Source organism: Streptomyces spiralis, from assembly GCF_014654675.1.
GTDB lineage: Bacteria > Actinomycetota > Actinomycetes > Streptomycetales > Streptomycetaceae > Streptomyces > Streptomyces spiralis.
In genome coordinates, this window is sequence record NZ_BNBC01000118.1 from 1 (window position 1) to 527 (window position 527).

Annotated in this window: 1 protein-coding gene; it reads left to right on the forward strand. The window is 70.8% G+C overall.

Going from position 1 to position 527, the window contains the following annotated elements; all coding sequences use genetic code 11:
• On the forward strand, positions 1–527 hold a 527-nt coding region (locus IE318_RS44165; RefSeq protein WP_308438643.1), incomplete at both ends, for a ketoacyl-synthetase C-terminal extension domain-containing protein.

Here is a 527-nt window from a genome sequence, read left to right on the forward strand (position 1 = left end):
CTGTGGCTGGGCTCGATCAAGTCGAACATGGGCCACACGCAGGCCGCCGCCGGTGTCGCGGGCATCATCAAGATGGTGATGGCGATGCGGCACGGTCTGCTGCCGCGCACCCTGCACGCGGATACCGCCTCCGACCAGGTCGACTGGTCGGCGGGGAGCGTGGAGTTGCTGACCGCTGCGAGGGAGTGGTCGCAGGGCGCCGGGCGTCCACGCCGGGCGGGCGTGTCGTCGTTCGGGCTGAGCGGTACGAACGCGCACGTCATTGTGGAGGAGGCGCCCGAGGAGCCGGCAGCGTCGGTTGCTGAGGGCGATGACGTCACTGCTCCGGTGGTGGTGCCGTGGGTGCTGTCCGCGAAGTCGGCGGAGGCGTTGGCGGCGCAGGCCCGGCAGTTGGCGGCTGCGCAATCGGGCGCTGGTGTGGTGGATGTCGGCTATTCGTTGGTGACGACGCGGGTGGCGATGGAGCACCGTGCGGTGGTGCTGCCCGGTGGTGATGGGGTGGCGCTGGCTGCGTTGGGTGCGGGGGA